Annotated in this window: 22 protein-coding genes; 13 read left to right on the top strand and 9 right to left on the bottom strand. The window is 39.2% G+C overall.

Annotated features, from left to right (window positions below; all coding sequences use genetic code 11):
• Positions 1 to 22 precede the first annotated feature (22 nt).
• On the top strand, positions 23 to 529 hold the full coding sequence (locus NMK93_RS13175; protein WP_185218351.1) for a hypothetical protein: 507 nt from the start codon (positions 23 to 25) through the stop codon (positions 527 to 529).
• Between the two features lie 2 nt (positions 530 to 531).
• On the opposite strand, the gene NMK93_RS13180 is transcribed toward NMK93_RS13175, so the two are convergent.
• Entirely contained in the window at positions 532 to 1,320 is a 789-nt protein-coding gene (locus NMK93_RS13180; RefSeq protein WP_254527777.1) for a phosphatase PAP2 family protein, read from the bottom strand.
• A 338-nt stretch (positions 1,321 to 1,658) separates the two neighbouring features.
• On the opposite strand from NMK93_RS13180, the gene NMK93_RS13185 reads away from it, so the two are divergent.
• From NMK93_RS13185 to NMK93_RS13210, 6 genes are all read left to right on the top strand, one after another.
• The gene (locus NMK93_RS13185; protein WP_254527779.1) at positions 1,659 to 2,405 is read left to right on the top strand and encodes a hypothetical protein; all 747 of its coding nucleotides are present in this window, start codon (positions 1,659 to 1,661) and stop codon (positions 2,403 to 2,405) included.
• A gap of 25 nt (positions 2,406 to 2,430) precedes the next feature.
• A complete protein-coding gene (locus NMK93_RS13190; RefSeq protein ID WP_254527780.1) occupies positions 2,431 to 3,621 on the top strand; it encodes an ankyrin repeat domain-containing protein in 1,191 nt (396 codons plus the stop codon).
• A gap of 12 nt (positions 3,622 to 3,633) precedes the next feature.
• Positions 3,634 to 4,968, top strand: a complete 1,335-nt coding sequence (locus NMK93_RS13195) for an ankyrin repeat domain-containing protein (protein WP_237235633.1) — start codon at positions 3,634 to 3,636, stop codon at positions 4,966 to 4,968.
• A 52-nt stretch (positions 4,969 to 5,020) separates the two neighbouring features.
• The gene (locus NMK93_RS13200) at positions 5,021 to 5,404 is read left to right on the top strand and encodes a DoxX family protein (protein ID WP_254527781.1); all 384 of its coding nucleotides are present in this window, start codon (positions 5,021 to 5,023) and stop codon (positions 5,402 to 5,404) included.
• 15 nt (positions 5,405 to 5,419) lie between these two features.
• Positions 5,420 to 5,926, top strand: coding sequence for an STM3941 family protein (locus tag NMK93_RS13205; protein ID WP_185213737.1), 507 nt, complete (start codon positions 5,420 to 5,422; stop codon positions 5,924 to 5,926).
• 122 nt (positions 5,927 to 6,048) lie between these two features.
• Positions 6,049 to 6,687 (top strand): hypothetical protein, encoded by a 639-nt coding sequence (locus NMK93_RS13210; protein WP_254527782.1) that lies wholly within the window; start codon positions 6,049 to 6,051, stop codon positions 6,685 to 6,687.
• 73 nt (positions 6,688 to 6,760) lie between these two features.
• On the opposite strand, the gene NMK93_RS13215 is transcribed toward NMK93_RS13210, so the two are convergent.
• The 4 genes from NMK93_RS13215 to NMK93_RS13230 all read right to left on the bottom strand — a co-directional run bounded on the left by NMK93_RS13215 (position 6,761) and on the right by NMK93_RS13230 (position 14,088).
• Positions 6,761 to 9,058, bottom strand: coding sequence for a GH92 family glycosyl hydrolase (locus NMK93_RS13215; protein WP_254527787.1), 2,298 nt, complete (start codon positions 9,056 to 9,058; stop codon positions 6,761 to 6,763).
• 10 nt (positions 9,059 to 9,068) lie between these two features.
• On the bottom strand, positions 9,069 to 9,785 hold the full coding sequence (locus tag NMK93_RS13220; RefSeq protein ID WP_254527789.1) for a basic secretory family protein: 717 nt from the start codon (positions 9,783 to 9,785) through the stop codon (positions 9,069 to 9,071).
• Positions 9,786 to 10,080: 295 nt separating this feature from the next.
• Entirely contained in the window at positions 10,081 to 12,243 is a 2,163-nt protein-coding gene (locus NMK93_RS13225; protein WP_254527791.1) for an alpha-galactosidase, read from the bottom strand.
• 63 nt (positions 12,244 to 12,306) lie between these two features.
• Positions 12,307 to 14,088: a glycoside hydrolase domain-containing protein gene (locus NMK93_RS13230; RefSeq protein ID WP_254527793.1), complete on the bottom strand. Its 1,782-nt coding sequence runs from the start codon at positions 14,086 to 14,088 to the stop codon at positions 12,307 to 12,309.
• Between the two features lie 719 nt (positions 14,089 to 14,807).
• Between NMK93_RS13230 and NMK93_RS13235 the strand changes: the two genes are divergently transcribed.
• Together NMK93_RS13235 and NMK93_RS13240 are read left to right on the top strand one after the other, a co-directional pair.
• A complete protein-coding gene (locus tag NMK93_RS13235; protein WP_254527795.1) occupies positions 14,808 to 17,189 on the top strand; it encodes a TonB-dependent siderophore receptor in 2,382 nt (793 codons plus the stop codon).
• A gap of 4 nt (positions 17,190 to 17,193) precedes the next feature.
• Positions 17,194 to 17,895 (top strand): DUF4198 domain-containing protein, encoded by a 702-nt coding sequence (locus tag NMK93_RS13240; protein WP_254527796.1) that lies wholly within the window; start codon positions 17,194 to 17,196, stop codon positions 17,893 to 17,895.
• A 379-nt stretch (positions 17,896 to 18,274) separates the two neighbouring features.
• Here NMK93_RS13240 and NMK93_RS13245 read toward each other — a convergent pair whose 3' ends face one another.
• Positions 18,275 to 18,568 (bottom strand): hypothetical protein, encoded by a 294-nt coding sequence (locus tag NMK93_RS13245; RefSeq protein ID WP_254527797.1) that lies wholly within the window; start codon positions 18,566 to 18,568, stop codon positions 18,275 to 18,277.
• A 13-nt stretch (positions 18,569 to 18,581) separates the two neighbouring features.
• On the opposite strand from NMK93_RS13245, the gene NMK93_RS13250 reads away from it, so the two are divergent.
• Positions 18,582 to 20,210: a PepSY domain-containing protein gene (locus NMK93_RS13250; protein WP_254527798.1), complete on the top strand. Its 1,629-nt coding sequence runs from the start codon at positions 18,582 to 18,584 to the stop codon at positions 20,208 to 20,210.
• 6 nt (positions 20,211 to 20,216) lie between these two features.
• Here NMK93_RS13250 and NMK93_RS13255 read toward each other — a convergent pair whose 3' ends face one another.
• The 3 genes from NMK93_RS13255 to NMK93_RS13265 all read right to left on the bottom strand — a co-directional run bounded on the left by NMK93_RS13255 (position 20,217) and on the right by NMK93_RS13265 (position 23,027).
• Positions 20,217 to 21,014 carry a sulfite exporter TauE/SafE family protein gene (locus NMK93_RS13255; protein WP_214648505.1) on the bottom strand — a complete coding sequence of 266 codons (798 nt, stop codon included), beginning with the start codon at positions 21,012 to 21,014 and terminating at the stop codon, positions 20,217 to 20,219.
• A gap of 387 nt (positions 21,015 to 21,401) precedes the next feature.
• Positions 21,402 to 21,620, bottom strand: a complete 219-nt coding sequence (locus NMK93_RS13260) for a hypothetical protein (protein ID WP_185213726.1) — start codon at positions 21,618 to 21,620, stop codon at positions 21,402 to 21,404.
• 129 nt (positions 21,621 to 21,749) lie between these two features.
• Entirely contained in the window at positions 21,750 to 23,027 is a 1,278-nt protein-coding gene (locus tag NMK93_RS13265; RefSeq protein WP_254527800.1) for an ammonium transporter, read from the bottom strand.
• A gap of 407 nt (positions 23,028 to 23,434) precedes the next feature.
• Here NMK93_RS13265 and NMK93_RS13270 point away from each other — a divergent pair, with 407 nt between their 5' ends.
• The 3 genes from NMK93_RS13270 (at position 23,435) to NMK93_RS13280 (ending at position 25,927) form a co-directional block, all read left to right on the top strand.
• Positions 23,435 to 24,265 carry a response regulator transcription factor gene (locus NMK93_RS13270; protein ID WP_254527801.1) on the top strand — a complete coding sequence of 277 codons (831 nt, stop codon included), beginning with the start codon at positions 23,435 to 23,437 and terminating at the stop codon, positions 24,263 to 24,265.
• Positions 24,266 to 24,358: 93 nt separating this feature from the next.
• On the top strand, positions 24,359 to 25,243 hold the full coding sequence (gene ygiD / locus NMK93_RS13275; RefSeq protein WP_185218367.1) for a 4,5-DOPA dioxygenase extradiol: 885 nt from the start codon (positions 24,359 to 24,361) through the stop codon (positions 25,241 to 25,243).
• Between the two features lie 246 nt (positions 25,244 to 25,489).
• Complete coding sequence (locus NMK93_RS13280) at positions 25,490 to 25,927, top strand: nuclear transport factor 2 family protein (protein ID WP_254527802.1); 438 nt, start codon at positions 25,490 to 25,492, stop codon at positions 25,925 to 25,927.
• The last annotated feature ends 55 nt before the right edge of the window (positions 25,928 to 25,982 follow it).

The raw sequence follows: 25,982 nt of genomic DNA on the forward strand, positions 1-25,982 counted from the left end.
AAGAACAACTTTAACAAAAACTATGCTGATTCATGTCTACGATAGTATGCAAAAAGACTATTCCTATGAGCTTACGGAACCTATGGGCAAAAACTTTGACCCAGAATTCCAACCTCAGTTAAGCCCACAGGAAATGCTTGAATTAGGCGTCTTCAATGGTAAGTACCTCAATGACTGTCGAAATGAATTCCCTAAAGAATGGTTTGAACATGCGAAGCTGTATAAAGGTGAAAGCAATGCTGGAGACCCTAGCCTAAATTTCTTTAAAATAAAGGCTTCCCAGCCCCTATCAGAATGGCAAAGAAAAGGCTGGATACACCCCCAAGATCCTCGAGGGTGGTTCCAGTGGTACTGCAGATATTTTATGGGTCGAAGATCTGAAGACGATGAAAGACAGATCAAACGTTGGAAAGCTTTTAAAAGACATATTGCCCAAGTAAAAGGCAATTGTACATTTGGTGATTTTCAATGTCGTCCAAAGCAGAGACAGGCACTTTTACACTGGGCATATGATAGCATCAATCTTTAAGCCTAGAGACTGCTCGCAAAGCTCAACATAAACTGTTTTCCGTTGTATGAAGGCATTAACAAATATGGGTGCTTCCTTTTTTGGATGCGCTCCTCTAACTTTGGCAGCATCCAGTAAGCCATTTTCGTGCTCAATATTCCTATGCCTGCCCCCATTACTACATCTGACAGCCAATGCCGATTATTGTACATCCTGAAAAATCCTGTCCCAGCGGCAATGGTATAAGCTCCTATTCCATACCAAACAGACTGATGGCTATACTCTTGCCAAATCAGTTCTGCTCCCACAAATGCTGTAGCGGTATGTCCTGAGGGAAAAGAGTTCGAGGCTGAGAAGTCAGGTCGCATAATCGGAACACTCTTTTTCAATAGATTCACTGAACTCCCCATGATAATATGGGCTACAGATGCCACGAACAACCTTGATTTAAAATCATGCTTCGCCCTTATACCCATGAGATCAAAAGCAAAATAAGATCCAGTGGCAGCATATTGGGTAAAATCATCTATCCTTATCCTAATTGGTCGCGCAGACTGTAAGTTATCTTTTATTAATTCATTCTGTTTCTGCAAGTAAGGATTTTTAACTGAAGTAACACCATAACTAATAAAACCAATAGGAGCTATCAATCCCTCATTCAACATCAATTTTGAAAAACTACTTCGCTTAACCTGATTTAACTGAGCGAGTACACTGTCTTGCTGACAGAAACAGCAATTTCCATTGAAATGCAATATGAATAGAAGGAATATACGCAGAAACAGCATTCCAGGCTCCAATGATGACTTCATATAAGAAATAGATTAGATCTACAGGCTAATAATTGTTATTTATTATAATTTATTGTCTTATTATTCAATATTTAAATTATAAAAACTAATATATTATTAAATTGCAATAAAGGAAATACCCAAGACAAGGTATTTTTTCGAAAGTCACCTACAATCTACATGTTAAAAGAAAAAACACAATCTTATTTAATTCAGCAAAATAGCCTTCACAGTATTCAAAACTGGTTCATTTATATAATTCAACCATACTTCGGCACAATATTTCTACCATTTCAGACATTCATCATGTAGCTTTAAGGTAATACAGCTAAACATAGATAATCCTATTTTTTTTAAACATGAGCAATCCCCCGTATTCAAATGATACCCAGGCAACCCAGTTCTTAAAGAAAATGGGAATATTAGATCAACTTTTCGAAGCCATTGCACCTTATAGGCCTCAAAACATAGCTACCGAGGCAAAAAACACGGAAATGTTTTTGGACTACGAACAGAAATATGCTGATTTAGAAATTGAAAAGAGGTTATTATCATTGCTAAAGCAATTCTATTCTGAAGCTGACCTCCAAAAATTCAGCGTAATGGATGCCGATTCTATCTATGAAGCCGATAAATCAACATTTAAATCATTCGAAAAACAGATTGAAAGCTTATATGACGAAATCTATTTAGCAGGCAACAGACTATCCTCAGGGGTAAAAATCGTTGGAAACCCTGATCAATCAAGACCCTTTGAATTTTTCACTGTAGAACGCCAAAACGGCATCTATGTGGCCAAAGCCTTTGATAGCTTTATGCCTCAAAACATACAACTCAGCCAAGTAGCATTGGTGGATCCTATGCACTTCGTTTCCATAGAGGCAAAAGACCAGGAATTACGGATCGAACTTTCTGCTGAAGGCCAGGAATTATTTTCCAAGCATTTTCAAGACAATCCTTACGAACCATTGGCTCTTTTGTTAAATCAGAGAATAATAAATATCGTCAGAGATACAGCAAATCTTCAAAACAACGTTTTATTAATTTGGAGTCCTTGGTCGGCTCAAGAACTTATTGAATTCACAAAATCAGCTAATAACGAATAAAAACAACATAATTAAACTATATCCTATGTTTGAAAAGACTCCATTAATTCAGGCCATTGACAGTGGCAACTTCGACAACGCCGTTGAATTGTACAACCAAGGCGAAAGAATCCCCCATAGCCAACATGCCTACGATTATTCCCAGCTTTACGATACCCTAATCAGAAAAAAAGGCTACGAACTTATTAGCCTTATGCTTCAGAACAATGAAATCGAGAAGGACATCTATATGCTCGATAAAATTGATGACAGTATTTTTTCTAAATTGATCCGAGTTAAAAATCCAGATGAAGAATTTATTTCATTTTTCAAGGATCTATTAGAACAAGCTGAAAACATCAATGATGAAGTAGCCGGACAGACCTTGATCAGTTTCGCTGCTGAGAATGCAGCCGATCCGCAAATTATACAAGCCTTAATTGATGCTGGCTGTAGGGTTGATTTCAAGAACCAAGCGGAGGACAATTTGCTGAACATTAGCATTAGAAAACATGGCATAACTCCCGAACAGATAAATCGTTATATTGACATATTCCTTAAAGAAGGTTTAGATGTAAACGAAGCAAACAAGGTTGGCAAAACTTCCTTGCACGTCGCCTTGGAGAGCAACAATAAACATGTTTTGGAAAATCTGTTGCAGAATGGAGCAAGCCCGAACCAACAAGATCATGAAGGAAATTCAGCATTCTTTATTGCCGTTGCACATAAACATGATTTTGAACAATACAAACGGCTTTCAGAATATGAGGGCATGGATTTCGAACAATCCAACAAACGTGGCGAAAAAGCCCTGCACGCCCACCTTAGAGTGACAGATGGTGCGGATAACACGGAATTAATTTTGCAGATGATTGAAGATGGTGCAGATTTAAACAACACCGCCCCCCATTACGATAAACAGCTTTCTGCCTGGCATTGGATCGCCGAGAAAAAAGCACCATTTTTTGAACAGGTTTTTAAGGCCGCTCAACCGGACATCAATGAACAGGACGACTTGGGCAACACCTTATTACATAAAGTCGTTATGAAGGACAGCAACTATGATCAAAATGCTGCCAAGGAAACTTACAAAAAAGTAAAATTCCTATTGGATAACGGGGCAACAGCCAGCATCCTGAACAATAAGGAACAATCAGCCATGATGATTGCTTCGGAAGATAATTTAAAAGCAAAGACCGTCGAACTGCTATTAATCGCTCAACAAAAAGAAAACTAAGAAATTATGTCCATGTCATTTATTATCGCCTGTGAGGGCGGCAAACGTAAAATAGCCGAATTACTATTAGAGAACAATGAAGTCGATGTCAAGTATACAGATGAAAAAGGCAGAACCGCCATGCATTATGCAGCACATCGTGGCTACCTTGACCTGGTCAAACTATTGGCAGAAAAAGGTGCTGAACTAGATTATGAGGATCAACAGGGCGAAACTCCCCTATTCTTCGCATGTCTCCAAAAGCAGAAACAAACGGCCATATATCTGATTGAAGAAGATGCAAGGGTTGACATTAATGACCTCAAAGGCAACAGCCTCCTTCATTTGACAGCTTCAACTGGTCAAGCTGATGTCCTCAAGACCTTGATCGAAAAAGGACTTGACGTCAATGCATTAAACAACAGTACCGAAAGTCCTTTGATGCTAGCTGTATTGAACAGAAGCCTTGAGGCAGCCAAAATCCTACTTGAGAATGGTGCTAATCCAGAAGCTAGCAACAAATCAGGAAACACGCCTTTATTAATTGCCGTAAAGAACAGGCACCTCCCTATGGTTGACCTGTTATTGGAAAACGGGGCAGATGTCAATCAGATCAATCAATTTGGCGAATCGGCCATCTTGGTTGCATGTTACGAAGGCAACAAAGCCATGGTTAAGACCCTGTTAGAAAATGGTGCTGATGTATCAATTAGCAGTTCTGAAGGAGTTTCTCCTATTTGGTATGCCTGCAGCCATAACCAAAAAGAAATCGTCTCCCTGCTTCTTGATAACGGCCTGGATGTAAACCACAGCCGACCAGTCACTGGAAACAGCCAAGCCATGTATGGATATCTGGACTTTGTAGAAACCAACAACAACCTGTCTATAGATGCCCAATTCAATTTTAATGTCAATGAATCCCAAGGTGGTGAAAGTTTGCTACAACATGCCGTTAAGAATGGACACCTAAGTATGGTCAAATTACTGATTGAACGTGGTGCCAATATCAATCAACAGGACGAGTCAGGAAATACAGCCCTGCACTATGCCGCAGCAAATGGCAAAAAAGATGTGCTCAAATTCCTTTTAGAAAACAATGCTGACCCGCAATTGGTCAATGTAAAAGAGCAAAAAGCGATCGATTACTCCAACATCAAGGGTTTCAACGAAATCACGGCCTTGCTGATCCAATTTGGATCTACCCAAGGAAAGGAGCAAGCAAATACCGCAGCACCAAGTCCAGCGGCAAGCGCAGCAGCACCAGTGGATAAGAAAAAAGCCCTGATGGACCTAAAGGACCTAATGGATGCCGGCATTTTGACACAGGAAGAATTTGATGCTGAAAAGAAAAAGATATTAGCAGGTTAAAATTGTAAAAACATTTTTAACTAATTCATGTTGCATTGGGAAAAAGTTATTTATGACCAACACATCATTTGGAATCCTTCTTCTTCGAATTTTCATAGGCTTAAGGCTTATGTACGGCGTATCGGATAATCTGATCAGCTGGGACCATATGCAGGAATTTGCTGGCTTTTTGGGAAAATATAAATTCCCATTCCCAATGGTTTCTGCTATTAGCTCAGTTGCTGTACAGATGATCGCTGGCTTCCTAATGTTGATTGGTTGGCAAACAAAGCTTTCCGCAGCAATTATTTTTATAAACTTTTTAATCGCCATTTTCATGGTTCACTTCCCTAATGGCGATAGCATAGACCTTATGACACCGGCTCTAGCTATGCTGTTTGTTTCGGCAAGCCTCTTTTTCACTGGGGCTGGAAAATATTCAATAGACAAGGTATAATTAAACTATAAAACAATGGAATTGACAAACTTTAAATACAATCAGAAAAAACTAAACAATATGGCCATGATATTTCTGCTATTGGGAATTGCAGGCTTAGGTTTTGCATACTATAAATGGTTTGTAGACACATCTTCCTACGTGGTTTCGATGGGGAAATATGGCAGTATATTTATTGCCATATTGGGCTTTGGGGCTTTTACCTACATGAAGTTATTTGGCAAAAAAGCGGATGAAATCGCCCTAAGTATTGGCACAAATGGAATAACGTCCAATACGACGCCGATTGCTAAGGCAGCGGAATTAATTGAATGGGATGATTTAGTAGATATCAATTTCCATGGAAACTACCTTGACATCCATGTCAAGGACCCCAAGAAATATGCCGACAGAATGAATAACTTCTTTGTCCGTGACACCTATCTAAAAGGCATGAAAGGAGTCATCCGTATTTCCATTGCCGAAGTTGATGGTTCTCCGGAAGAAATGTCCGCAGCCATAGGGAAATATTTAAACCTTTAGCGAGATTACCTGATATCGATACCTGTATACAGGTAATTTCCAATATTTTCTGTCCCTAACTCTTTTATTATTTTAGATTTGCTAGAAACAAAATCTATCCTAATATGAAAAAACAGTTTTTTATGGCATCACTAGTTCTGGGATGCAGTCTATTTGTCGCATGTGGCAGTTCGAATAATTCAGAGGAAGAGGGAGATTCAGAAGATACGGGGGTTATTGAGAACCTAAGCAATGCCGGCGAGGCCATCAAAGGTCTAAGTGGTCTTGAAAAAGCCATGAAGGATATTGAGGTTCAGATGAATGCCTTAAAAGAAAAGACACCTGTAAGTAACGATGAATTAAAAAAGGTCCTACCTGAAACATTAGAAGGCTTGAAAAGGACTTCCATCAACCTAGGTGAATCTGCATCCATTGGGATCTCCAGTGCAAATGCGACCTATCAAGACGAAGGTGCTACAAAAACAATTGAAGTATCCATCTTGGACGGAGCTGGTGAAGCGGCAAGCTCTATTACTGGTCTCGCATTTTATGGTTTCAACCAGGATTCGGAAAGAATCACGGACGATATGACCGAAAAAACGATGGAATATAAAGGTCAAAGAGCAAAACTAACAGAAGAAAAATACTACGATAAGCAGACCTCAAAAATTGAATGGCTCCATAAAAAAAGATACTTAATGAAGGTACAGGGAGAAGGATACAGCATTGACGAGGTGTGTAAGATCATGGATAATTTAGCGTTAGGAAATTTACCTGAATAACAACTACACTACATAACACAGATAAGGGGCAATGAAATTCATCGCCCCTTATCTTTTAATTTTATATTTCTTATTATTTTTTAGGTTTGGATGCCATTACAAACTGCAACTCTCCTCCATTTGAAATATCGGCATGCGAAATCTTAAAATCTTTCAGCTCTTGTCCATTCCACAATACCTTGCTCACATATACATTTTTCTCCGATTGGTTCTTTGCAAAAACCTTCAAGGTCTTCCCATTATCCAATTGCACTTCAGCTGATTTTACCAATGGACTACCCAACCAATAATGTGGATCTCCAGGCGCTACAGGATAGAATCCCAAAGAACTGAAGAGATACCAAGCAGACATTTGCCCACAATCATCATTTCCTCCTAATCCAGCAGGACCATTATGATATTGGTTACGAATAATCTGTCTGATTCTTTCCTGAGCTTTCCAAGGGCTTTTGGTGATATTATACAGATAGGCAACATGGTGCGACGGTTCATTCCCATGCACATAGTTCCCAATGATGCCTTCACGGGTAATATCCTCGGTATTTTCAAAATACTTATCTGGAAGGTGCATGGTAAACAAGGAATCCAAATAAGTTTCAAATCGTTTCTGTCCGCCCATTGTCTCCATCAATTGAACTGGTTGGTGTGGTACATATAAAGAGTAATTCCAGGTATTTCCCTCAATAAAACCTTGCCCATGGGTATCTAGCACATCAAACTTCTCTCTGAACACCCCTTTGCTATCTTTAGGACGCATAAAACCAATTCGCTCATCATACAGGTTCTTCCAATTCTCGGCGCGTTTGTTAAATTCTGCAGCGATTTCCGCCTTACCCAATTTTTCTGCCAATTGAGCAATACACCAATCATCATAAGCATATTCCAAGGTATTTGACACTGAAGTCCCATTTTTATCATCCGGAACATAGCCCAAGTCGATGTAATCCCCAATACCTTCATATCTTCTTGCATTTGCCGTTTGAACACAGGCTTTCAAGGCAGCTTCCGCATCTCCTTTATATACACCTTTCATAATAGCGTCTACCACCACCGATACCGAATGGTACCCACTCATACACCAGTTTTCATTCGCATAATGCGACCAGATTGGCAACATATTCAAGACCGACTGTTCATGATGCGCCATCATCGAAGAAACCATATCTGCATTTCTTTTCGGATCGACCAAATTCAGCCAAGGATGAAAAGCCCTAAAGGTATCCCATAAAGAAAAGGAGGTGTAATTCGTAAAACCCTCAGCTTTATGGATTTCTTGATCCAAACCCTTATACTCGCCATTTAGGTCCATATATACGGTTGGCATCAGGTTCGCATGATAAACGGAGGTATAAAAGTTAACCAGATCCTCTTTGTTCAACATATCGACCTTAAACTTCTCAAGCTCCTTATTCCAATCTGATTTTCCTTTGTTTACAATTTGTTCAAAATTCCAGTTTGGAGTCTCTGCTTGCATATTTTCCAATGCATTCTTCATGCTCACTGGACTCAATGCCACTTTCATCATCACTTGCTCCCCCTCTTTGGTATCAAAATCCAGGTGCATCTTGATATTATGCGCCGCTAGATCTGGAAAGTTATCCTCTTGGTTGAATTTCCGCCAAAAGCCTTTGTACTGCACATTTTTATCCAAATACTTCGCTCCATAATTTTTGAATGCTTTGGAAGTTTTGATAGCAAAATAAACGGTTCTGGTTCTTGCCCAACCATTGGTCTGCCTATACCCTGTTATGGTGGAGTCATTCAATACCCTGACCACGGTCCAAACATTTTTGCCATCATAGTTATAGATACCCGCTGTCAAGTCTAAGATCAAATGGGAATGATCGGAAGCTGGAAAGGTATAGCGATGAACTCCAACACGGGTACTTGTAGTCAATTCCGCCTGAATATTATGCTTATCCAGTTTCACTTTATAGTAATTGGCTTCGGCAATTTCATTATCATGGCTATATGCCGATCTATACCCATCTTGTGGCCTATCGGCTGTCCCTGGGTTCAATTGCACCTTTCCTTGAGTAGGCATCACCAATATATCGCCAAGATCGGAATGTCCTGTTCCCGAGAAATGCGTATGACTGAAACCAACAATGGTTGGATCATCGTATTGATAACCTGCACAGTATTTATATACATCACCCGTATATTGTCCGTTGACTGCATATGGGATGGTATCTGTCTCAGGGCTCAATTGTACCGACCCAAAAGGAACCGTTGCTCCAGGGAAAGTATGCCCCATTTTAGCCGTTCCGATCAATGGTTTGACGTATTGACTCAGGTTTGGCTGCTGGGCATTCGATAATACCGGAATGACCATAAAAGCCAATACCTTGGCAAAATTCATATAGTTCATTTTCATCATTTTAAATTGCGGGGTTTAAAGCATATTCTGCCCAAAGTTCATCGATCGTTTTTCCGGTTTCATTTGCCCAAAAAGAGTCCGAATAGGTCTTATTGCGCATAGCCAGGTCTAACTTTTTGACAAAGTTCTTTTTCTTATTATGCTCAATCCAATTGAAGAACCGAGCAGTAATCCTGTAAGAATCGGTATACTTCTGTTTTTCATTAAATTCAGGAAGCCTCCAATTGCCTGCTTCATTGGCGACACCATATTTATATCGAATATAATCAGCAATCCCTTCTGTAATCCACCAAGGACCCGATCCATTTGGATAAGCCTGAACGATATGCATGACTTCATGCGTCACGACATCGATATCATGTGGATTTTTCTTCAACCAATTTGGACTATATCGAACAATCCCTCCTGCAGTGGCTGCAACACCATCATATTCAGGGTCAATGACAAAAGTCACTTCTTTTCTGGTTTTCTTATTGAATTTTTTGACCAATTTAGGATAGTTGATAAAATAGGTATCAATAAGCTGCTGTTTAGTTTCTGCACTAAATTCTTTATCCTTATTGATCCAGATCAGTGTATATCCCTTCTTCTTTAACGTATCTACTTCTACTGCAACCTTGCGGTCGGCATCAGTATGTTCCCAGCTTTGTGCATAACTTGAAGAAACTGAAATACCCAAAAATATGCTTAAAGCAAATGTTAATGTGTTTTTTCTCATTGGGCTAATTGATTTATAAAAATTTGAGTCAACTCTAGTCAATAATTGCTGTTTTGAGCTAACTAAAACGAATAATCTAGTATTCAAATATATTTAAAAAGATTAGTAATACTATAAATTTCTAGGATTGTTACAACAATATTTATTAACCTAGGTTCATTTTTTGAGCTTTAATTCTCCTGCATTAAAAAGCAACAAGGAAATGAGTCAAGAGGCTAAGCTAGGAAGTGGATTATTTTCTATTATTTCTATAATCAAAAAAGGGTCATATCATTCTGATACGACCCTTTTTTGATTACTTAACGGTAAACCAAGTATAACCCTTTGCAGGAATCTTGACCGGTAAATTCACTTTATAATCTCTTGCTAACTGATACTTTTTCGGGTTCTCTCCTTCAAAAGCAATCTGTACATCCTTGTCCAAACCGGTATAGTAAAGCGGCAGGTCTATTTGAATAACCATCTCGCTATCAGTTGGATTATACAACATCCCCAAACCTTTCTCCTTTCCATTTGGATCAACATGCAGTATCCCATCCCAATTTCTGCCATCTGCCCTTCGCAAATGGATGATATCCGCATTCAAGATATCTCTATATTTTTTGTACCAATCAATGACTTCTATGACCGTAGCCTTAGTCCTTTCAGTGTCATACAAACGGGGGCCTCTGTAACAGGCTTGAACCCCGGCTCCATAATATTGCATCATCAATTGTTTATAATCATCCAAATGATCATTTAAGGGTTCTAAAACGGCATCAGCGCCACCACCATGATAGGCCGTCAGGGGTACAAAACCCCAACCCATCGAAGGAGTTTTTTCCCAAGTACCATCGTAGATATTTTGTCTGTTTAAAATCTTCTGTTGGTCTCGCGACAAAGAAAAATTCACCTCCCGATAACCCAACGCAATTTTATTCGTTCCATCTAGAAAATACCAGTCCGGGGCATTGATATAAACTCCCATCTGATTCAATTCGTGGAAGATCGACTTCTGTATTTCCATCTGCGCAAATTGGGAATCTTCCAACCCATGGTGACCTGGGTGATCATGGGACGCACAGACATCGCCCGGATATGGCCCATCCATTTCTAAAATACTGAAACCAGTATTCCTGAAAAAGTCTTTAATGGCTTGCGCATAATCTAACCCCCACTGACTGCCAAAACAGGGTGCATTGCCAAAAAATGCGCCCCCTGGCTTTCCTGTTTTCGGATTGATCACATCCGTTTCAGCGTTAATAGTCCTGGAACTGAATAAGGTGTAACCGCCCAATTTCACGCCTTTTGATTTCGCATAATCCGCCAGTTCCCGCCATTCTTTATGATTCTCTGGGGTATTTAACTCCATTTTCAGATGGCTTCCAAAACTCAGGATAACCGCCTCATAACCTGTTTCAGCACATTGATCGATAGCTGTGATCACCTCCTCCCTATTTTTACTGACTAAATGCATAAAGATTGGGTTAGCATTGATCCAAGGAGTTAATTGACGGTACATTTTCCGTACAGCAAGCCCTCTACGCTCCTGATCATGGCTATCATGCAACAATTCAAAAGTCTTGACCGAGGTAAACTTCTGTTTCGGTAAAACATCAATCTTCGATACATCCTTCGGATAGATTAAGGCTTTTGCCGGAGTGGTCAGATCATAATTAACTTGAGAGGTATAGCTGCTATCCTGCTCCCAATGCAAAGTCTGTTCAGATAGTCGATATTTCATGGCATTGTTAAAAGCGTAATTGGTTTCAAAATAGATACCCGATTGCTTTTTCATATCCTCTGTACTTCCTACGACCGCTGATTCCTCTTCTACCAAGGAGAGGATTTCATTGACTAAGCGGTTTACCTGAATTTTGTTTTGACTCTCATTTCGCACTACTACCCATTTTCGAAGAACTGGCAATCCATCATAGATTTCATAATGTACATCCACGGAAACCCCAGCTAATTCAGGATGCTGAAATTCTAAAACTAAACCTATCCCTTTTGCCTTTTCAGAATTTGAGGACCAAAACGGACTATTGCTGTTCAAGGCCTGTTCTAGTGGCAGTTCCTTGGCCGACTTAAAGACAAAAGCATCTGGATTCGCTTTTAAGGAAGGAAACCATTCTGTCAAGAAATAAGCTTTTTCTTTCTGTCCCTTCAACCCGCCTATCTCATAGTCCTTCCCATTAATATTGACGATTGCCTCTGGTTCTATCGCACGTATCAATTGCTGACCATTGCTCAGGTTGCTAAAATCATAACAAGCTAGGTTGGCAGCTTTCTTAAAGGCTCTTCTGATAAGTCCATTTTCAAGGACAATCCCATCCTTATTGTTAACAATTTTCGATTGAAAGCCTGTTGATTGGATTAACCAATCTTTGTGCTCGGATTGTGTTGTCTGCCCTTCTGCGTATTGTACAGTTGAAACTGCCAATAAGGCTATCAGGATTAGTTTAGTGTTGATTCTCATAATTCAAAAAAATAGGCAGTAGAAAAAGGATACTACTGCCTGATGCATAATTAATTTTATAATCTAAAGACTTCTTGACAAATCGTTCAATAAGGTCTTAGCATTGTTCAATTCCTCATTCCACCCATCAAATCGCTGATTGGCCTCCATTTTATTGATTGCGGTCTGAAAGCTATCTATGGCTTTTTGATCGTTTTTCTCTTTCAGCGCTTTCATCACAATTCTCGCTTTTTCATAATCTTGGATACCTTCCAACATCCTTTCGTATCGAATTGATGAACGTCCCTTAGGATAGACGATATAGGTATCACCAGCAGGCCAGGTCCTGAACCTGGAATCCGTTAAAGGGTTTTCTACCCATGAATTATAGGCCCACCTCAACATCCCATCAAAGCCGGTTGCTAAAGCATACCAACCTAGGTAGGTCGATTCCGCAGGTTCTGAAAATGTAAACTGATTCGGAAAACCATCCGAACAACAGATATAAAAAGTACTGTTTAACCCTCTTTTATGGCGGTCCATGATATCGGCCTTTGAAAATGGATGCCCCACTGAAATGCTGATATCTTCCGAATTTGGAAACCTTTGATAGGTTTTTTGATTATCAGCATACGAAATCCCGATTTCCGGTGCTACCTTCTCCAATAAAGCAAATGCAGCATCCATTTGTTCCTTTTCGCGTTCATCCATGGCAATATTGGTTTTATCCAACCAGCCCTTTGCTTCAAGATGCTTAACGAAATCCTTTAAAAAAGGTGTCCAAAGTTCTTCAAAAATAGCTGTGCCCGGTTTTGTGACCACATTGACCAACTCTGCTTTAGTGGCATCCTTATAATGGATTTCATTGTTCCAAGGAATAATTGAATAACAGTTTATCATATCATCAACACCCAGATCCATCATAAATTGCACCCAACGGTCAAATACGGTATAATCATAAGTCCATTTTCCATTGCTATTTTTGGTCCATGTGATCATATCGGCATAGGGATCATAGGTCTGAACATTCCAGGGGTCTTTGTTCAATGTGGTGGTTATTACTTTTTGGCCAGCATCAGCCAGCATTTGCATCACTGGTTTCATCGCTTCAAAATGGGCATCACTCCACATTTCCAATCCTTCAACACGAGCCACGGCTGATGGATGCTGCCATTGGTCTAGGTGATAGCTCCATTCCGTTGCTTTCGGCAAGGTTTGATTGATCACATCCAGCTCCAAGGCCAATTTTTGTGCAGGTTGACCTTTGGCAGAAATTGTTACAATAGCATTGTATGTACCTGCCTGTGCATTTTCGGGAATCTTTACACTAACCCAGACAGGTCTAGCTGTTTTCTTAGGGATATCGAAGGACTTTAAATTATCCAACATATCCGGAGCTAATGAGGAGGCGAAATCCTCAGGTTTCCGGTACCCACATCCGCCTGCAAACTCATCAGTCATGACATAGCGGACAAATCGTGCATCCGTCGCTGCTTGGGGAATCACCGCCTTATTTTTCGATACTAAATCCGAAATATCTACATGAACATCAGCAATATCGGAACTGGTCCATAAAAGGATCTGTGCAGATAGCTTCTCCCCTTTCCAACCTTCAATTTTCACCCTGTTTTGCTTGGCAATTTCTGGTGCCAAGGATTTGGCAAATCGCTTATCGATTGTTACAAAAGAGCTATGCAAACCTGGACCAACCTTTGACCAATCCGAATTGACATCGGCCGTGGGATCTGCTAATTCGATAAATGTTTCTGAAAGCGCAGTTTTACTTTGGGCGTTTGCTTCTTCAACGTTCAAGAACGCTAGGCCTAAACTCAGTAGAACCACCCATTTAGGAGTGTTGATTTTCATTTATTAAAAGTTTAGTTGATTAATCTGCAGCAATGTCTACTGCAAGAATATAGTTAACAATATACAGGAATTTAATTAAAAGTCGCCTTCAATTAGGCTCTGTAAACAAAATATTATCAAACCTTTCAAATACCGAAACAGCTTTATATCATCATGCAATTAACTGAACTTCAATTAATTTATTAATTATATAAAAATTGTTGCAAACAAACATTTTCATTCTATATTTGTACTTGTTTTTAATGAGTCTAAATAAACTAACCTCTACCTGTTAGTTTCGTTTATATTTTAGCACTATAATTCTTCATGTTTGTGGAGGGACGGTTTAAAGGACTGCTTATAAAACAAAATAGCGCCATGCTAAAGACGGCAATCTCTGCATGACGCCAAAAATCTAATATCAGCTGTAACTGCTATTAGTTGATTGACTCAATGAATCAATCACCTTTAACACACTGTAAGTATGAAAGGACCTGCAAGATAAAAAAAATTGGGCGCTCTCCCTATTTATTTATCCCAAGGTTCTTTCATAAACAGTTAATGGAATTTTTAACACTATACATTAACATTTATGATTTACAATCTTTTTTCTAATCACTCCCCTACGAGTAAAACTAGTTTTTTTACAAATCTTTTCTTTTCAGGGACTTGCAATGTACTTTTTCAGACCCTCATGTTTATTCTTTTTCCTTCTATTCTAAAATCGATCCAGTCCTATAATGAAAACTAACCTCTTAACCACTCTATTTATAATATTCTTAATAACATCCTCATACGCCCAAAATGGCATTATCAAAGGAACTATCCTGACACAGAAAGGAAATCCAGCCAAAAATGTGGTTGTCAAATTGAATGGCTCTCAAGAGATGGAAGTCGATTCTCTAGGAAAATACCAGTTCATTAACCTACCGGCAAAGACTTATGAGGTTAGGGCAAAACATATTGGTTTCACCTCCCAAGTCAGCACTATCGCATTAAAGGAAAATGAAACCCGAGTATTAGATTTTACGCTTGAAGAAGGGACCAATACTCTTCAGGAAGTAGTCATAAGTGCCAAGAAACCCATAGTGGAACATGAATTATCCAATTCCTTAAGGGTTCAGACTCCAATTCTAGAACTTTCCCAGAATGTGCAAACCATAAATGCTGAAGTGCTTGCAAAACTACAAGCATTCAATTTAGCGGATGGTGCATTCAGGAATATCTCCGGGGTAAGCCGACAAACGCATTGGAATGATATGTACGTCAATATCCATATGCGTGGGTCACAAATACAGGCTTTCAGAAATGGGATGAATATTGTCAGTTCCTATTGGAGTCCACTATCTGAAGACATGGCAACCGTAGAAAAAATTGAATTCGTAAAAGGACCAGCCGGATTTATGATGTCCAGTGGAGATCCTGCAGGAATCTACAATGTGGTTACCAAAAAGCCAACCGGACAAAAAAATGCCGAGGTAACCTTTAGCCTAGGAAGTTTTGAAAATTACAGAACCACCTTAGATTTGGATGGCAAGGTCTCAAAAGATGGCAGGTTATTATATCGATTGAATATTGCCGGTTCTTCAAAAGCTTCATTCCGCCCGAATGAAGACAATAAAAGACTTGTAATCGCTCCTGTTCTATCTTACAAAATCAATGATAAGACAACCGCAACATTAGAATACACCTATCAGAAAGCAATCATGACTGATGTTGGATCCGGTTATTTAATGTCTCCTTTTGGTTATAAAACCCTTTCTAGAGAAACCTCCTTTTCTCAAAAAGGAACCGAACCTATGGACATTGATGAACACTCCGCATACATCAATATCGAGCATAAATTAAATGAAAATTGGAAATTAACTGCTCAGGGTGCCTATTTTAATTACAACCAAATCGGCGCAAGCAGTTGGCCAAAAGATATTCTTCCCAATGGCAAGGTCATCAGGAAATCAGACACCTGGGATGCACAAAGCACCATGTTATTAGGCCAAGTCTTCTTAAATGGTTCATTTAACACGGGACAAATCAAACATCAAATATTGGCAGGGATTGATCTAGGTAGTAAATCCTATTTGGCAGACTGGAATCAAAGTATTGTTCTGGATAGTTTGAATGGTGGTGAGTTTGATCCTAAGAATCCTGTTTACGGATTTGACTTTGGACTTCAGAATTTTGACCGATCACATTCCTTGGCCCAACGCGCAGCTGTAGGCGGTGGTAGTATGGCCACGGATTACACCTCCGCCTATGTGCAAGATCAAATGAGCTTTTTTGATAATGCTTTACGTTTGACTTTGGCTGCTCGCTATACCTCCATGTCTATCAGTACCTGGGGCGGAGCACCAGTAAAAAGCGAAAAAGTCACACCGAGAATTGGTCTATCCTACTCCATTGATAAAAATACCGCAGTCTATGCATTACTTGACCAAGCTTTTCTTCCCCAACAAGGAATTTTATTTGACGGTTCTAAAATAAAACCAATCACAGGTAACAATTATGAACTTGGTATCAAAAGAGATTGGTTCAAAGGAAAATGGAATAGTACCATCGCGATCTATCAAATCACCAAAAACCATGAAATAACATCCTATGGACCTAGACCTGAGATGTCAGTCGAAGTTGGGCAAAAAAGAATCCGCGGGCTCGAAGTCGATATCCGTGGTGAGGTATTAAGGGGATTGAACCTGATTGCGAACTATGCATATACCGACGGACAAGTAACCAAAATCAATGAAGGTGTTGATGCCTTTTTTGTTGGACAAAGACTTGATGGTGCCGATGTTCATATCGCCAACCTATGGCTGGACTATGAATTGACGCGAGGAAAGGCAAAAGGTTTGGCCTTCCAATTTGGAGGGATGTCAAATATCCAACGTGCCTTGGAATTCTATTCCAAGGATGAACCCGAAAAAAATATTGAAGACTATTTCCGCTTTGATGCCGGAATGGGCTACCGCATCGACAAATTCAGTGTCAATCTAAATGTACAGAACCTTTTGGATAAATACTTGATTGAGGGCGGTAGTTATTACACCAGCTACTTCAGTACCCCTGTTTACTCTTGGCAAGCCGGTGCACCAAGAAACTATAGATTAACATTTGCATATAAATTCTAAAACCATGAACACAAAAACATTATTGACAATTTTAATAAGCCTTGTAAGCCTTCAATTTGCAAGTGCACATGCATTATGGATTGAAACCCAAACAAATGGCAAATTGAACCAGAAACATACGGTCAAAGTTTATTACGGTGAATATGCCGAAGGTTTGGTAGACCCAATCGATAAATGGTATTCAGATGTCAAGAATTTCGACCTGATTTTAATTGCGCCAGATGGAAGTAAAAAAACCTTAGAGAAAACTGCATCAACGGACCATTTCGAAGCTTCATTTTTACCTACTGAAAATGGATCCTATATCCTTTCAGTGGTAAAAGCTGCAAAAGAAGCCTATGAAACCATGAAATTCGAATTTTCTTCTACAGCCTTCGTCCAGGTCGGAAACGGATCGACTAAATTAAATAGCCTTCCTTTCCATGTTGAATCAACAGTCCAAAATCCAAAAGTTGGTGCAAGCCTGGAAGTCCAGGTATTGGAAGATGGTCAGGCTGAAAAAGAAAGAGAAGTGATTATCATGGGACCTGAAGGTTGGACCAAAACGCTCCATACCGATATTCAAGGAAAAGTTTCCTTTAAACCCTTGGTAAAAGGAAAATACATTATCGAAGCTTCTAAAACTGATGATAAAGTTGAAGATTGGCATGGCCAAAAGATTGAAAAAATCTGGAGAGGCAGCACTTATTCCATAAATGTAAATTAAGCTTATGCCTAGTAAAATGCTTGCCGGCATTTTACTAGGCTAATTTCCTTCTCAAATATTATGTACAGCCTGATCATATTTTTCGTTTTCACCGGTTCCTACTTCCTTTATTGTAGCAGCAAAAAAATGAAGAGCATCCATCAAGTAGAATTCAGTATTTTAAAAATTTTTCACCCCAATCAACTGAAACTCGCAGGATTTATCCTTTTGGCAATTGCCGCTATCTTAACTCTTTGGAAACAAGGTCTAGAAGCGGGAAGTTTTGCGTTTAGCGTTTATTTAATGACTTTCCTAAGTCTTTTGAATTTGCTCTTCCCCTATAAGACCATTAACTGGAAACATATCCTTCTTCTTTTTTCCATATCACTGACAATTGAAATTATTTTTTTCTAAATCCATCTTTACCCATGCCCGCAAACAAGAAATACCTAAGCTCTCCTTTCCAACGCTTTTTAAAAATCACCGCAGGCTTCTTTGCAGGATATATGCTCATGCTTGCCTTCCACAATTTCTTGACCCTATTCTGTGAAAGGAAAAACATTGTTATGCTGTCTGGTTTTTCTGGGTATATCATTTGGGCAATCCTGCTCCTATTGGCTTTTTTATCGAAAAATGGTTGGTACATCTGGGGAATATATCTTTGCCTAACCTTCCTTTTATCAATCCCTTTCATCTTTTAATTCATAATGAATACCAGAAATTATAACATCTACTTTAATACCCATACCATCAGTGGGATTATCATCTGTGCGATTCTCTATGTCATATTCTTTGCTGGATCATTTTCATTTTTCAGAAATGAAATTGCAGCTTGGCAGCAAGGGGATTCGTTCTCAAAAATGACTACTGCCGATGTAGACTGCGATTATTTATTGGATTCCCTCGGACAGGACATGGAACTAAAGGGAAGAGATATTACCTTTTCCTTTTATCATAAGAATGCTCGATCCTACATGAGCTATACCGAATCCAAGGACAGCTTGCAACATGAGAAAAACTTAGCCATAATCAATGAAAAAGTAGCCAACAAAGCAGATTGGACGACTACTGATTCAAAATATTTCGGATATAACTTTATCAACAGGAAGTCCGGCAGTTACAGTGAAAACTATGACCTTGCCGAATTTTTATATAGACTGCATTTTTTGGCTCAATTGAATGAGCTGCCCATCAATATAGGTATTGGCCCATTTGGTTATGTGGTTGCAGGATTTACCTCCTTTATCTTTCTCTTTGCGCTGATCACGGGCTTATTGCTACATTGGGACAAGATCGTTTCCAATTTCTTCATCTTTCGTCCCTTTTCCAAATGGAAGACGGTCTGGACCGACTTGCACACTGCCTTAGGGGTTGTAGGCTTCCCTTTTCAATTTGTCTATGCCGTGACCGGTATCTTCTTAATCTTAAATTCTGTCTTAGCTATCCCATTTGAAAAGATAATCTACAAAGGTGATTCAGAAACCATGTACACTGACCTTGCCTTTAACCATAAAGTCAACCTGCCATACAGCTATTCAGCCTTAGTTCAAACCCCAACGGTCAATCCTTTATTGGATTCAGTAAAGAGAAAATGGCCGGATAGTCGTGTATTTCGTCTCAGCATAAAGAACTATGGGGACCAAAATATGCAAATCATTGCTGAAATTAGCCCAACCTACTCCAAGCACATGGCTGGTTATGGAATCTATAACATACGGGCGATGGATGGGAAAATACTGGAGGAGAAGACCCCCATGTACAATTCCACTTTTGTAGATCATGTCAAGAGTCTCTTGTATAGGTTACATTTTGGAGATTATGCTGGTTACCCCCTTAAATATCTTTCCTTTATTATGGGAATCATGGGTTGTTTGGTCATTTCATCGGGAATCATGATCTGGTTAGTCGCAAGAGACAAGAACAATGTACCAAAGCATAAAAGAAAATTCAACTTCTGGTTGGCGAACATATACCTAGCCATCTGTTTATCCATGTTCCCAACGACTGCAATTACCTTCATAGCGGTAAAATTAACTGCAAATGTAAATCAGGAATTCCTATATCAGGTTTATTTTTGGACTTGGCTCCTATTTAGTGCTTATTATATCATCCGTAGAAATATCAACAGAACGAATAGGGAAACCCTATTGATCGGAAGCATCCTTGCCTTTATGGTACCCATCGTCAATGGGGTCTTTGGTAAAAATTGGGTATGGAATAGTTTGATTGAAGGAAATATAGATCTGTTCAGTATCGATTTTCTTTGGATCTGTATTGGTCTGGTCGGAATATTTATCTATAGAAAAATCAATAAGCAGAACAACGCAAGAGCATAAGGTCAATTACCTCAATAAAGTCTCTTTAATTAAGATATATAAGCCTACAATAAGGATCATATATCCAAAGCCTTTTTTGAGGTTTTTGTTGCTGATTTTCTCTGAAAGGTAAAAACCAATGAAAATACCGATCACGGTACCACCGGTATAACCGATCAATAATTCCCAATCAAAGAGTTCAAACTTCTCCAGATCACCCATTACGCCAAAGAAAGAATTAATACTGATAATGATCAAGGAGGTAGCCACGGCCTTCCGCATGGGCAAATGGTAAAAATTGACCAATGCGGGAATAATGAGGAATCCTCCTCCAGCACCGACCAAACCTGTCACCAATCCAACCAAAGCTCCTTGAAACACAATAACCTCTATGGGCGTTTTCACATATTCCGGAGGCACTTCAGGGTTGTATTTAGCAGAGCGAATCATACTCAACGAGGAAGCTACCATAACAAAGGAAAACAAGATCATCAACAGTACATTTTGATGAAAGCTATATCCTGCTATGTGGATGACCTCTGGAACCAAAGGAAGAATGAAGGAACGCGTAATAAATACAACAATCAGAGAAGGAACACCAAAGGTCAAGACCTTTGGAAGGTCTGCTTCCTTTTTTATAATCCCCCGCACGGCACCGATCAATGAAGTGATACCAATGGCGAAAAGCGAATAGGTCGTGGAAAGTGTTGGTTCGACTGCCATAATGTAGACCAAGATCGGCACAGTCAATATGGTACCACCACTGCCAATTAACCCTAAAGTTATTCCGACCAAAATTGCTAATACACAGCCAAGGATTATCATATAATCAATAGATTGGTTAAAATATCATTATTCTTCCCACTCATAAAAGTAAAGGAAATTAATTAAAATAAACCATTTCCAAATCTTTTTCCTGAAAGCTGATAATTTTTATTCTTTTCCTTTAAATTGCATTTAATCTATACTACCCTGATCTAAATTTCCCGGAAAAATCGCAGCACATCAGAAATTTATTGGACAACAAAGGGGACTTGTTTTGGACACATTGCTAACCACAGCAATATCTCTCGAATATGCCTCGAATAAGGCCAGGCTAATTCCCGAAAAAAACATCCAAAAGTAGAATGTTCACCCCATCAGATTGGTCAGAAAAAAAGCCTGAAATTGGAAAAATCAGGCTTTGACTAACAAAAATATAAAAGAATGTGATTATTGGGCAGTATCTTGAACTGTAGTATCGACCTCCGTTGAATCTAAATTGATAACTTCAGCATCCGGAGCGTTTATGTTATAGCGTTCTGCATCTCCCCCCTGTTCAGGGTCTGGAAGAACTTCAGTTTCTGTTTCTGTATTTTCGCTATTGTTACAGCTGGTCATAGTAAAGAATCCCATGGCAAATATTCCAATTACTAATTTTAACTTATTCATATGCTTGTCATGTTGATTTGTTAATAAAACCATCCAAAAGAAGAAATGTTTTAATGACGATAAAAAAAAAAAACCTGACCTTCAAGAAGAAAGCCAGGTATCATTCAGGTTATTTTTAGTTAATAAAGGTCACAACTTTTCACCATGTTGGGAGATATCCAGACCAACCTCCTCATCGGCATCAGATACCCGTAACGGCGTAATCATATCAGTAAGCTTCAATAAAATGAATGCCATTAAAAGGATAAATACCGCAGCCAGAACCAGTCCTAGCATATGGGCTGAAAACAATTTCCATTCACCATAAAACAATCCATTATCTGGGATAGCGGGGTTAATGGCATTCGTGGCAAATACACCGGTCAAGATCATACCTACCATACCGCCTACACCGTGGCTTGGGAATACATCCAAGGTATCATCGATCCTGGAGCGTGTTCTCCAAGCAATCACTACCCTGCTGATCACAGCGGCAACAGCCCCTATGACCAGGGAATGTCCAAAAGTGACGAAACCTGCCGCTGGTGTAATGGCGACCAATCCCACAACGGCGCCAATGCAGACTCCCATTGCGGAGGGTTTGATTCCCTTGGCTGCATCAAAGAATATATAGGTCAGGGCAGCCGCTCCAGATGCGGTAGAAGTGGTAATCAATGCTGTCGCTGCTAATTCTGAAGCCGAAAATGCCGAACCAGCATTGAAACCTATCCAACCAAACCATAGTAATCCAGTACCCAATAGCACATAGGTGATACGTGCCGGGCTATGACTATGCATATCTTTTCCTTTTCTCAAATATATTGCAGAAGCCAATGCCGTTAATCCTGCAGACATATGGACCACTGTTCCGCCAGCAAAGTCCAATACACCTAGCTTGAATAGGAAACCTTCGGGATGCCAAGTAGCATGTGCCAATGGCGCATAGATAAAAACAAAGAACAAACAGATAAAGAGCACATAGGAAGTAAATCGAATCCTTTCTGCAAATGCACCTGTAATCAGTGCAGGCGTAATAATGGCAAATTTTAACTGATAGATGGCAAAGAGTGCAAATGGGATGGTTGGCGCTGCATCCCAAGGTCCGCGCTCCAATACATTATTGAACATAAAAAATGTGAAAGGATTGCCAATAACCCCTCCTATTGACTCGCCGAAGACCAAACTGAACCCAAAGATTACCCAAATCACGGCAACCACAGCCATACAGATAAAACTTTGCAACATGGTGGAAATAACGTTCTTTTTTTTGACCATACCACCATAAAAGTAAGCCAAACCGGGAGTCATGATCAAAACTAGGGCCGTAGAAGTCAACATCCATGCGATATCGGCATAATTATACCCAGAATTTGAATGGATTTGAGGTGTTTTTGAAAAAACAAGCGATATTAACACTAAAACACTCATAAAAACGAGGGGAACATAAGACTTTTTACCTGACAACACCATAATTATTAAATTTTGTTCAACAAAAATACGTTTTTATTGATTTTATCAAAATTTATTTTGATTTTTTATGAAAATAAATCAATTATTTCGTTTAAACTTTAAATATATACCAAATTAAATTGAACAAAACCATCAAATAACAGCAAACAGCAATAATTAACAGTGTATTTCGAAGTTTAAAATTGATAATTATTAAAATATTGTAAAAACCTAACCGATTTTAAATAAAGACTAGAAAATACTAGGTTAATTTCAATTACTACCCTATTTTTCCAATTCTATTTGAGTTAAAAAGCTGAAATTTTGATTTTGGAACAAACAATTCGACAAAAATTGAGATATTTAATAGAAACATTGGCTGATACATGGAAGATCTGTTCAAAATATATAAGGTAGATAATAAAGAGGCATTATACATACAAAGCCAGAGCAATGAGCCCCATAATCATCAATTTGAGGAACTCATCATTGGAATGAAAGGAAAAATTGAGCATTTCATCGATTTCAAAAATGAGACCTATACAGCTCCGTTTGTTTGTTTTGTAAGTCGAGGGAAAATCCATCGGATAGTGCCGATGTTGGAAAATGGAGCCTGTGATTTTTGGGTACTGCGATTTAAAAGTGAATTTATTCCTGAAACCACCTTTAACCTATATGGTTATTTCCATGATAATGCGAACCTGGCTTTCCCTACGGGACGGTGTTTTGAACGGCTGGAGCAAATCTGCAAAATGATATACGATGAGATGCAACAGGAAAAGCCTGAACTTGCCATTGTAAGGGAATTATTGAACAGCTTATTTACCATGATCGAAGCAGAAAGGAAAAAGCAACAACCCGACCATTTGAACCTCTTTAAAAATCAAGACATTACGTTCAAGAACTTCCTCAACATTTTGGAAGAGAACTTTCGCAGGCCTGAAGGCGTAAATTATTATGCAGAGAAGCTCTTTATGAGTCCCCGGAACCTAAACAGCATCACCCAAAATATTCTCCAACAGAGTGTTTCCGAAATTATTGAGACCCGAAAACTCATTGAAGCCAAAAACCTGTTGATCAGCAGCAATAAAACCATTTCAGAAATTGGTTTTGAATTGGGTTATTCCGACAAGGCCTATTTTACCAGTGTTTTCAAGAAGAAGTCAGGACAGACGCCCACGGAATTCAGGGAAGAAATGAACCGCTTGATTTCCTAATTCTTATACCTTTCTTCCAAATTCTCATACCACCGACCAACATATCCTAGCGATATTTGTAAATACATTGGAAAGGTATTTATAATGGAAGATATGACAAGAAAACAATTTTTAGCTGCAGCCGCCACCTTGCCTTTGGCAGGTGCCGCAGTGAAGTTGAAAAGTCTCAATAAATTTATAGATGGACTGAACAGTAGCAGCAATATGCCGGTGCTGTTTTTGGGCCATGGTAGTCCGATGAACGCTATTGAGGACAATGAATTTGTTCAAGGGTTCAAAAATATAGGTAAGGAAATCGAAAAACCAACGGCTATCCTCGTTATCTCGGCTCACTGGGAAACCAAGGGAACCTATGTAACGGCAATGGAAATGCCAAGTACCATCCATGATTTTGGTGGATTCCCGCAAGCACTGTTCGATGTACAATATCCGGCTCCCGGCTCTCCTGAATTGGCAGCGGCAGTAAAAGATATCGTGCACAGCAAAGAGGTTCACTTGGATGATAAATGGGGCTTGGACCATGGATCTTGGTCGGTAGTAAAACACCTCTACCCCAATGCCGATGTTCCCATTATCCAAATGAGCATCGACTACAGCATGCCTGCCGCCCATCATTATGCATTAGCCAAGGAATTAGCTGCCCTACGCAAGAAAGGTGTATTGATCATCGGGTCAGGAAACAATGTACATAACCTGAGAATGGTGTCTTGGAAGCATCTCAACACGGTTGGTTTTGCTTTTGATTGGGCACAAGAGGCTAACGAAAAAATGAAGGAATATATTTTGGACGGCAACCACCAACCTTTGATAGACTTTCAAAAGCAAGGTTCTGCCTTTCAAATGGCAATTCCTACAGCAGAACACTATCTGCCAATGATCTATGCTTTGGCCCTGCAAGAGAAAAATGAAGATCTACAGATATTCAATGATGCCGCAGTAGCTGGTGCATTGACCATGACATCCTTTAAAATAGGTTAATAACTGATATTTAGAAGGTTAATTGTTAAGAAGCTATCGAGAATTCGATAGCTTCTTTTTTGTTTTCTATTCCTGCCATTCACCGAAACGAATTTTTTGCAGGGTTTTTTCGCCGAATAATCTTCAAGTTTTACCGAGTTTTCCAAAGGCCTTGCCTATTCTCCCTGTTCGCGCCTCTGTTTTACATATACCTTTGAATCAAACAATTACAAACATAAAAAACTAATAAATTAAAAATTCAAAATCATGAAAACGCTAATCTCACTAATCGCAGCAACAGTATTTACACTTGTCAGTTCATTTGTATTTGCTAACAGTAAACCAGAACCTGTAAAGTTCATTAAGGTAGAATCTATTATCGATCACTATATCGATGCCACCAACAATGGCGAAGTAGCATTGGTAGACCATCTATTCACTGAAAACTTCAAATACGCAACGCCAAACAACGGTCAACGTGAGCTTATTGGAAGAAGTACCTTGGTCAATCACTTGAAAAAGCAAAAAGGAGTAAAATTAAGAGCTGAAACATCCTACAATTTCGTGGAGAAAAACGATGACTGTAGCATTGTAAGAATCGCTACTAAATTTGAGCATTTCACAAGATATGATTATGTTACCCTATGCAACAACAAAGACGGATGGAAAATAAGCAATGTAACCGTAACATACCCTGTAAAATAAGTCCCTCTTCGTTTATAAGTAGATTTTTGCCCAAAAGGTGTAACTGAACGTTATG

Source organism: Sphingobacterium sp. LZ7M1 (assembly GCF_024296865.1).
Taxonomy (GTDB): domain Bacteria; phylum Bacteroidota; class Bacteroidia; order Sphingobacteriales; family Sphingobacteriaceae; genus Sphingobacterium.

What these genes read in the sequence shown, in the direction of transcription:
- NMK93_RS13175 (WP_185218351.1), top strand. Translation starts at nt 23, where the DNA reads ATGCTGATTCATGTCTACGATAGTATGCAAAAAGACTATTCCTATGAG.
- NMK93_RS13180 (WP_254527777.1), bottom strand. Translation starts at nt 1,320, where the DNA reads ATGAAGTCATCATTGGAGCCTGGAATGCTGTTTCTGCGTATATTCCTT.
- NMK93_RS13185 (WP_254527779.1), top strand. Translation starts at nt 1,659, where the DNA reads ATGAGCAATCCCCCGTATTCAAATGATACCCAGGCAACCCAGTTCTTA.
- NMK93_RS13190 (WP_254527780.1), top strand. Translation starts at nt 2,431, where the DNA reads ATGTTTGAAAAGACTCCATTAATTCAGGCCATTGACAGTGGCAACTTC.
- NMK93_RS13195 (WP_237235633.1), top strand. Translation starts at nt 3,634, where the DNA reads ATGTCATTTATTATCGCCTGTGAGGGCGGCAAACGTAAAATAGCCGAA.
- NMK93_RS13200 (WP_254527781.1), top strand. Translation starts at nt 5,021, where the DNA reads ATGACCAACACATCATTTGGAATCCTTCTTCTTCGAATTTTCATAGGC.
- NMK93_RS13205 (WP_185213737.1), top strand. Translation starts at nt 5,420, where the DNA reads ATGGAATTGACAAACTTTAAATACAATCAGAAAAAACTAAACAATATG.
- NMK93_RS13210 (WP_254527782.1), top strand. Translation starts at nt 6,049, where the DNA reads ATGGCATCACTAGTTCTGGGATGCAGTCTATTTGTCGCATGTGGCAGT.
- NMK93_RS13215 (WP_254527787.1), bottom strand. Translation starts at nt 9,058, where the DNA reads ATGAACTATATGAATTTTGCCAAGGTATTGGCTTTTATGGTCATTCCG.
- NMK93_RS13220 (WP_254527789.1), bottom strand. Translation starts at nt 9,785, where the DNA reads ATGAGAAAAAACACATTAACATTTGCTTTAAGCATATTTTTGGGTATT.
- NMK93_RS13225 (WP_254527791.1), bottom strand. Translation starts at nt 12,243, where the DNA reads ATGAGAATCAACACTAAACTAATCCTGATAGCCTTATTGGCAGTTTCA.
- NMK93_RS13230 (WP_254527793.1), bottom strand. Translation starts at nt 14,088, where the DNA reads ATGAAAATCAACACTCCTAAATGGGTGGTTCTACTGAGTTTAGGCCTA.
- NMK93_RS13235 (WP_254527795.1), top strand. Translation starts at nt 14,808, where the DNA reads ATGAAAACTAACCTCTTAACCACTCTATTTATAATATTCTTAATAACA.
- NMK93_RS13240 (WP_254527796.1), top strand. Translation starts at nt 17,194, where the DNA reads ATGAACACAAAAACATTATTGACAATTTTAATAAGCCTTGTAAGCCTT.
- NMK93_RS13245 (WP_254527797.1), bottom strand. Translation starts at nt 18,568, where the DNA reads ATGAAAGGGATTGATAAAAGGAAGGTTAGGCAAAGATATATTCCCCAG.
- NMK93_RS13250 (WP_254527798.1), top strand. Translation starts at nt 18,582, where the DNA reads ATGAATACCAGAAATTATAACATCTACTTTAATACCCATACCATCAGT.
- NMK93_RS13255 (WP_214648505.1), bottom strand. Translation starts at nt 21,014, where the DNA reads ATGATAATCCTTGGCTGTGTATTAGCAATTTTGGTCGGAATAACTTTA.
- NMK93_RS13260 (WP_185213726.1), bottom strand. Translation starts at nt 21,620, where the DNA reads ATGAATAAGTTAAAATTAGTAATTGGAATATTTGCCATGGGATTCTTT.
- NMK93_RS13265 (WP_254527800.1), bottom strand. Translation starts at nt 23,027, where the DNA reads ATGAGTGTTTTAGTGTTAATATCGCTTGTTTTTTCAAAAACACCTCAA.
- NMK93_RS13270 (WP_254527801.1), top strand. Translation starts at nt 23,435, where the DNA reads ATGGAAGATCTGTTCAAAATATATAAGGTAGATAATAAAGAGGCATTA.
- ygiD (WP_185218367.1), top strand. Translation starts at nt 24,359, where the DNA reads ATGACAAGAAAACAATTTTTAGCTGCAGCCGCCACCTTGCCTTTGGCA.
- NMK93_RS13280 (WP_254527802.1), top strand. Translation starts at nt 25,490, where the DNA reads ATGAAAACGCTAATCTCACTAATCGCAGCAACAGTATTTACACTTGTC.